Consider the following 6823-nt stretch of genomic DNA (forward strand, 5'->3'; position numbering starts at 1 on the left):
GTAGCTCGCGTGCCCTGCGGTTTCTCCGGTGAGCAGCGGAGCCCGGGGCCATGAGTGGCCACCTACAGTGCGACATTGTGGCCAAGCAGGAATCAACGGTCGTCCCTGGCCTGTGTCGCCCGACAAACTGCTGGCCATCTGTCGCGCCAAGTCACATCGATGTGGCGTTGCTCGATGCGACTGAGCGCTTCACCTGGCGGGTGAGCCGCCGAGTCGGCGAGGCTCAGTAGTTCAAACGGCGGGGCCCAGCGCGCGATGGTGATACCAGACGGCATGGAAGGCCGCGAAGTAGGGCGAGCCCTGTTCGACGGGGCCGAGGTCACGCAGTACCCGGTCGCCACGTGTGTCGTCGCGTAGGAACAGGGGGATCGCCGCCGCGACCCGGACCGCCTCATCCTCGTCGTTCAGGCATGCGGCAAGCGTTTCCGAAGAAGTGAAGAAATCCTTGGGCACGTCGCCGAGCACCCTGCATGCTTCCGCGCGTACCCGGGCCTCCGTGTCTCGGGTGCACGCCGTGAGGGTGGCCAGCGCCTCGGGGTTCCCCTTCCTGACGGCCCAGCCGAGGCCGGAAATCGCCCAACGCCGGACCTCCGGGTCGCCGTGCCGGGTGAGCGCCGGCAGCGGCTGCTGGGCCCGAGGATCCATGGCCCCTGCCAGGCCGGCGGTGAGTGCCCGCATCACCCGTGGGTCCTCCTCGCGTGCCGCCCAGGGGAGGAAGAGGTCGACGAGCGGCCCGTCAAAAGGGCTGTCGTCGCTATCGTCGCTGTCGTCGAAGAGGTTGATGAGACGCAGCACTTCGGCGCCGCAGTACCGCTCCAGAGGGTTCGGGCGCTCATGCAGGGCGGCGGCCTCCGGCCAGATGGTGGGCGCGTGGCGCTCCTGGAGAGTGAGCGTCGTCGCCGTCCACACCGGCTGGTCGACGTCCGGCTCGTCCAGGGCGCGGCCCATCAATTCCGCGAAGGGCGGTGTGATCCCGTACGTGGGTTCAAGCTCGGTGAGGATGGCGGTGTGCCCGTTGCGGACCGTCAGGCCGCCGAGTGACAGTTCTTTGCATTTGCGCCCCCACCCGTCCACGACCGCCTTGCTCACGACCGGCTCCGACGTACCGCTCCTGCGGCGCAGCTCGGCTTCGGCCCCTGTGAGGTGCCAGTGCCGCGCCAGTTCCAGGGCATTACGCCCTTCGGCGTCAGTGATCAATAGGTCTGCTCCGCCGCTGACGAGCTCGGATGTGATCTCGCAGGCGCCACGGTCTATTGCACGTAGCAGAGGCGTACGGCCCTCGGCATCGGTGCAGTTCAGCTGGACCGGCCGGTCCGACATCCTCAGCTCTTCGATGACCGCAAGGTCGAAGTTGTCCACGGCCAGACACAGAGCCGGAGTGCCGTGCTCGTCGACAGTATCTGGGTCGGCGCCCGCCGCCAGCAGCGCCGCCACCGCCTTGGCGTTCCCGCTCCGAACCGCAGCTATGAGCGGATCCTCACCCATGAATTCCGTACCCATCTTTCATCCCAGGGACCGCCACACCAGCGAGCCGTGAAGGCGTCCCTTCTCGGCGCACCGGACCAGAGTGTTGCATCCGGCCAGGCCCGCTAAGAACTCCTAACGCAACATGGTCGCAGGCAGCGCCGGCAGATCAGCGAGCAGGCGAGTTTGAGGAGTGTCTCGTGGATGTCGTCCCGGGTTTCCCAGCGGATGCGGAGGCGTCTGAACCAGTGCAGTAGCGCGATCGTCTGCTCGACGACCCACCGCTTGGTTCCCGGTCCGGAGCCATGGCCGGTGCCGCGCCGGGCGATGACCGGCTTGACGCCCCTTGCCCAGACCTGGCGGCGGTAGCAGTCATGGTCGTAGCCGCGGTCGGCGTAGACCTCCTTCGGCCGCCGGCGAGGTCGGCCGCGTTTGCCGCGGATGGGCGGAATCGCCGCCGGCAGCGGCATCAGCTGGGTGACGTCGTTGCGGTTGCCGCCGGTCAGGGTCACGGCCAGCGGGATGCCGGTGGCGTCGCAGATCACGTGGTGTCTGGAGGCCGGCCGGCCCCGGTCGACCAGGCTCCGTCCGGTCTTGGGCCACCCTTGGTGACCCTGCCGACCGAGACCGTCTACGGCCTGGGCGCCAACGCCGAGGACCCCGCCGCGGTCGCACGCACCTTCCCGGCCAAAGGACGTCCGCCCACCCACCCGCTGATCGTCCACATCGGCAGCGCCGGCCAGCTGGACGACTGGGCCGAGGAACGTGCCCGCCACCGCGCGCCTGCTGGCCGAGCACTTCTGGCCCGGCCCGCTGACCCTGGTCCTGCGACGCGGCCCGCGCGCGCCCCCTGGAAGCCACAGGCGGGCTGGAGACGGTAGCCGTGCGTGTGCCCGACCATCCCGTTGCCCTCGCGCTGCTGTCGGCCTTTGGCGGCGGTGTCACGGCCCCGTCCGCCAATCGCTTCGGCTCGGTGAGCCCCACCATGGCCGCCAACGTCCGTGCCGAGCTCGGGGATGCCGTCGACTTCGTCCTGGACGGTGGTCCCTGCGGTGCCGGTGTCGAGTCGAGGATCGTCGACGTCACGGGTGAGACCCCGGCCACCCTCCGGCCCGGCGGAGTCACCCGCGAGGACCTCGAAGCAGTGCTGGGGTGTCCGATCGAGGTCCCGTCCACGAGCCATGTCCGGGTGCCGGGTCACCACCCGTCGCATCACGCGCCGTCTGCGCGGGTCGTCCTGGTCGAGCCGGAGAAGGTCGCCGACGAAGCGCGGCTCGCGCAGGAGCAGGGGCACCAAGGCGGCGTCCTTCTTCCCCCCGTCCCTCGCCGACACCCCGGTGACGGCGCACGCCGCGGTGGAGGTCCCAGCGTCCCTGACAGGCTACGCGCGCGAGCTGTACAGGTTCCTGGGCGCATTCGACCAGCCGGGGGGTGCGACCTCATCGTTGCCTCCTTGCCGGTGGAGGACGGGCCAGGACTGGTGATCGCCAACCGGCTGCGCCGCGCCGCCAGGGCCCCGGCCCACCGCGTGACCGGCACCGGCGATTGGTCTCTCGCGTCACCGGACGCGATTGTTCTCCTCCTCTGGGCACAATGCCCTCGTGCAGCTGCTGCCCATTCCTTGCCCCGCCCACCTCATTCCGGACGCCACCGGCACCGACGCCTTCCACGACGTGTACCGGACCGCCACGGCGCAGCAAGCTGTATTCGTCGCCATCGAATCCGAAAGACGTCAGCGGTGGACCGTGAAGGCGGACACGCTCACTGCCGGCTCCGGCCACGCTGTCGAGGATGCCGTGAACGATGCGGTCCGGGCCGCGATCACCCGTCTGGTCGAAAAGCGTGAGGTCGACCTGGACGCCTACACGGGCCCGATCTACTTCATGATGCACGGCGTGCGGAGCGAAGGCCGGGCCCGCGAACTAGCGGCTGCGCTCCATGCCGCCCTATACGGAGACCCGGGACCTCTGACCCGCGCTGTGCCTCCCGTCTCCTGACCGTCGCGGCCCGCGGCGGTCAGGACGCCGTGGGCACAGCCGCATCGAGGCCGCGAGAGACGACGAGTTCCGCGCTGCCGTCGGCCAGGCGGTAGCGCAGGCCCACCACGGCGGTCCGGCCGGCGGCGACCTTGTCGGCGAGCACCCGGGAGCGGTCCAGCAGCAGGTCGGCGGTGTGCCTTATGTGCTCGGCGAGGATCTCCTCCGGCTCCACCCGTCCGGCGGCCCGGGCGGCCAGCACGCTGGGGGTCACCCGCTCGACGACGTCCCGGACGTACCCGGTGGGCGTCATGCCGTCCTCCAGCGCGGCGCACGCCGCGCCGACCGCGCCGCACGAGTCGTGCCCGAGGACCACGACCAGCGGGCAGCCCAGGACTTCCACGCCGAACTCGATGCTGCCCAGCACTTCCGGGCCCATGACGTGGCCGGCGGTGCGCACCACGAACAGGTCGCCCAGCCCCCGGTCGAAGATGATCTCGGCGGCCAGCCGGGAGTCGGAACACCCGAACAGCACGGCGAAGGGCTGCTGGCCCGGTGCGGTCTCGGCGCGGCGGACGGCATCCTGGTTCGGGTGTTCGGGGGTGCCCGCGACGAAGCGCCGGTTGCCGGCCAGCAGCAGCTCGAAGGCATCGGAGGGCGTCGGGGTCTGGGTCTCGGTCATGGCGGCAGCCTACGAGCCGGCACCTGCCCTCGCTCCGCCCGGTACCAGGCGGAGCTCAAGGCCGCCCGGCACAAGAGCGAGCCCGTCAAGAAGGCCGAGGCCGAGATCGACAAGCTCCGCGAGGGGCTGGCCAAGGCCCGCCAGGAGAACCGGAAACTGGCTGAGCTAGTGGGCACCTACACGGTCATGATCGAGCAGCTGGCCCTTGAACGCGCCGAGGCGGTCGCCGAGCGCTATCAGGCCCTCGCCGCGAGGGACGCCGCACTCGGCGTCACCCCCCTTACCCACCCCCGTCCCGCCGCAGCAGGGGACCGCCCCAGCCAGCGGGCGGACCCGTCGCCCGCTTCCGCGCGGGCGGCGCTGACGAGCTGCCGCGGCAGGCCCCTTCCCGAGCGGGTGGGATTGGCGGTTCGCATGGCGGGTCGTGAGGCGACTTGCCTGGGCTGCGGCGGTGTGAGCGGGCGGCGACCGGAGACCACCCCGCGGCGATGGGTGCAGCAGTTGGACCGCCACAGCACATCCGGCAAGTTGGTGCGGGACCGGATTCCGCAGATCATCCGCGAGGACGGGGCCGAGCCGGTCACCTACATCGCGGGCCGGAGGAATACCGCGGCAGGCTAAGGGACAAGCTCGGCGAGGAGGTGACCGAGTTCCTCGCCGGGGATGACGCCACGGCCCCTGAGGAACTCGCGGACGTGCTGGAGGTCGTGCGGGCGCTGGCTGCGGACACGGTGATCGACGCAGATCAGCTGGAGAAGCTTCGCGAGGCCAAGGCGAGCGAACGGGGCGGTTTCGCCGACCGGATCGTCTGGACGGGCAACCGCTGACCGCACGGTCGCTTCGGCCGTCATTCGGTACGCGACTTCGTGCACAACCTCGTACGCGACTGAGTACGTTCGGTGGTACGCGGCTGCATGCACCAGTCGGTACCCGGTTGGGACGACAGCGGGTACTTCTCACATCTCGGGCTTGGTCAGGACGGCATGGCACACGCCGGTCAGCGGGAGCGCGGGGGCACCGGCGGTGGGGACGAGTCCGGCCCGGCAGGCGAGTGCGGTGATCTCGCCCGGATTGATGCCACGCTGGAAGGTCCCCTTGCTCTGGCTGGACCAGAAGCCGTCGTGGTGGGCCGTCCAGCCGCCGTCCGCGGCCGGCTTTGGTGATCTCCCTGCCTGAGCGGGTGACGACCACGACATGCCCGCCGAGACGGGTGAAGGACGCCGCGTCCTTGAGGGCCTGGATCCGCTGCCAGGGGTCGGGCAGCACGTTGAGGACGAACATCGAGGTGACTAGGTCGAAGCCGGTCCGGTCGGGGCGAGGCCAGCCGAAACCGTCGTGCGGGTCGAACCCTCCGGTGTCCAGGCCGGCCGAGCGGTAGTGGACGACGTCGGCGCCGCGGCCGCAGCCGTGGTCCAGAACGCTTCGGACGCCCAGCGGGCCGGTCAGGTGCTGGGGCACCGCGCGGGAGACCGCAGAGAATGGCTGGCCGCTCATCGCGGTCTTATACGGCTGATACTCCCTCCCGGCGGGGGCGGCTGGGCTGTCGCCTCCGGGAGGTCGCTCAGCGCGAAGAGGACATCGTCCGGCTCGGCCGTCTGGGGGTGACGGGCAGGTCGATCAGCAGCGCGGAGTGGTTGGTGAACGCCTTCGGGCCGTATCGCACCGCCGCGTCGGAGCAAGCCACGTTCACCGCCGCCTCGACGGCAAGCTGACCTGAGTCTGTCCACACCACAGACAACTGGAACTCCAGCTGATCGCCTCCACCCGCATCCTCAATGAGGTCCAGGCCGAGGATGATGGGCGTGCACGGCTTCGGGCCTGGGAAGACTGCGTAGTCCAATATCCACTCCCACGTGCCCATGTATCCGTCGGCGCGAGCCGCATCGACGGCGCGGGCGGCATCCCTCAGGGAGTCGGCGCCAGTCGCCGAGAGAAGGGGGAAAAGCGTGGTCAAAGGGACGTCATCGAAGACACCTCGGCTTATAAACATTCATCGATCATCCGTTCTTCCGGACCCGGGCGGCAAGCACCCCTGCCTGTCAGCGTTGCGTCCACAACCCGCGACTTCCGTTCCGCGTGCGACGACCTGTTCGCGGCGTGGCGGGCCGCCGGCATCGTGTCCGGCGGCAGGCCCGCCTGACGCCGGGGCCACGATCGAGGAGGTAACCATGGCGGATTGGGTGGTGCACCTTTCGAGCGAGGTGGTCCACGAGGGCCCCTTCCTGACCTCCATCGCGACAGGGTCGTCAAGCCGGACGGGGTCAGCACCGGCTCGTACGAGCACATCAGCGTTGGCGACGCGGTCCGCGTGGTCGCGCTCGACGACCACGGGCAGGTCGCGATCGTCGAGGACTTCTTCTACCTCCAGCGCCGCAGAGTGCGGCACCTGCCGGGTGGCCCATGTCACCCGCGCCTTGAGCGTGTTCGCCGTCGGAGCCGAGGGGGCCGGAGCCGAGAGCCGGGGCGCCAAGGGGGCCGGAGCCGGGGGCCGGAGCCGGGGAAGAGCACTCGCGTCCAGTGAATGACCGGTGAACACCCGGCTCCGCAGCCCTCCTTTCGGTCATTGCCGGAGCACCGCCGGGAACCGTCCGCACACCGCCACAGGCGTCACCCGAGCACCGGCGGACCGGGCACGAAGACGGCCGGAGGCGGTTGCCATTCCACTCCCCCAAGGCCGTTTCAGGACGGGGGCGTTGGCCGG

The 6823-nt window shown here is 70.1% G+C and carries 8 protein-coding genes and 3 pseudogenes; 5 read left to right on the plus strand and 6 right to left on the minus strand.

Translation table 11 applies throughout. From position 1 onward, the window contains the following. Positions 1-231: 231 nt before the first annotated feature. On the minus strand, positions 232-1500 hold the full coding sequence (locus ACFZCD_RS30690) for a HEAT repeat domain-containing protein (RefSeq protein ID WP_391836322.1): 1269 nt from the start codon (positions 1498-1500) through the stop codon (positions 232-234). Positions 1501-1589: 89 nt separating this feature from the next. Further along, positions 1590-2126, minus strand: a pseudogene (locus ACFZCD_RS30695) (IS5 family transposase); the annotation flags it as partial. Here ACFZCD_RS30695 and ACFZCD_RS30700 point away from each other — a divergent pair. The 3 genes and pseudogenes from ACFZCD_RS30700 to ACFZCD_RS30710 all read left to right on the plus strand — a co-directional run bounded on the left by ACFZCD_RS30700 (position 2073) and on the right by ACFZCD_RS30710 (position 3461). Beyond that, positions 2073-2345: an L-threonylcarbamoyladenylate synthase gene (locus ACFZCD_RS30700; RefSeq protein ID WP_391836323.1), complete on the plus strand. Its 273-nt coding sequence runs from the start codon at positions 2073-2075 to the stop codon at positions 2343-2345. The pseudogene ACFZCD_RS30695 and the gene ACFZCD_RS30700 sit on opposite strands and share 54 nt — an antisense overlap. Before the next feature lie 8 nt (positions 2346-2353). Next, positions 2354-2914, plus strand: a pseudogene (locus ACFZCD_RS30705) (L-threonylcarbamoyladenylate synthase); the annotation flags it as partial. A 151-nt stretch (positions 2915-3065) separates the two neighbouring features. Next, positions 3066-3461 carry a hypothetical protein gene (locus ACFZCD_RS30710; protein ID WP_391836324.1) on the plus strand — a complete coding sequence of 132 codons (396 nt, stop codon included), beginning with the start codon at positions 3066-3068 and terminating at the stop codon, positions 3459-3461. 19 nt (positions 3462-3480) lie between these two features. On the opposite strand, the gene ACFZCD_RS30715 is transcribed toward ACFZCD_RS30710, so the two are convergent. Beyond that, positions 3481-4122, minus strand: a complete 642-nt coding sequence (locus ACFZCD_RS30715; protein WP_391836325.1) for a carbonic anhydrase — start codon at positions 4120-4122, stop codon at positions 3481-3483. A 186-nt stretch (positions 4123-4308) separates the two neighbouring features. Here ACFZCD_RS30715 and ACFZCD_RS30720 point away from each other — a divergent pair, with 186 nt between their 5' ends. Together ACFZCD_RS30720 and ACFZCD_RS30725 are read left to right on the plus strand one after the other, a co-directional pair. Further along, positions 4309-4743 carry a hypothetical protein gene (locus tag ACFZCD_RS30720; protein ID WP_391836326.1) on the plus strand — a complete coding sequence of 145 codons (435 nt, stop codon included), beginning with the start codon at positions 4309-4311 and terminating at the stop codon, positions 4741-4743. A 20-nt stretch (positions 4744-4763) separates the two neighbouring features. Beyond that, positions 4764-4949 (plus strand): hypothetical protein, encoded by a 186-nt coding sequence (locus tag ACFZCD_RS30725; protein WP_391836327.1) that lies wholly within the window; start codon positions 4764-4766, stop codon positions 4947-4949. A gap of 129 nt (positions 4950-5078) precedes the next feature. On the opposite strand, the gene ACFZCD_RS30730 is transcribed toward ACFZCD_RS30725, so the two are convergent. From ACFZCD_RS30730 to ACFZCD_RS30740, 3 genes and pseudogenes are all read right to left on the minus strand, one after another. Next, positions 5079-5318 carry a hypothetical protein gene (locus ACFZCD_RS30730; protein ID WP_391836328.1) on the minus strand — a complete coding sequence of 80 codons (240 nt, stop codon included), beginning with the start codon at positions 5316-5318 and terminating at the stop codon, positions 5079-5081. Positions 5319-5358: 40 nt separating this feature from the next. After that, positions 5359-5616, minus strand: a pseudogene (locus tag ACFZCD_RS30735) (methyltransferase domain-containing protein); the annotation flags it as partial. Between the two features lie 67 nt (positions 5617-5683). Then, complete coding sequence (locus ACFZCD_RS30740; protein WP_391836329.1) at positions 5684-6076, minus strand: hypothetical protein; 393 nt, start codon at positions 6074-6076, stop codon at positions 5684-5686. Between the last annotated feature and the right edge of the window lie 747 nt (positions 6077-6823).

This window comes from Streptomyces sp. NPDC008001 (assembly GCF_042958085.1).
Taxonomy (GTDB): Bacteria; Actinomycetota; Actinomycetes; order Streptomycetales; family Streptomycetaceae; genus Streptomyces.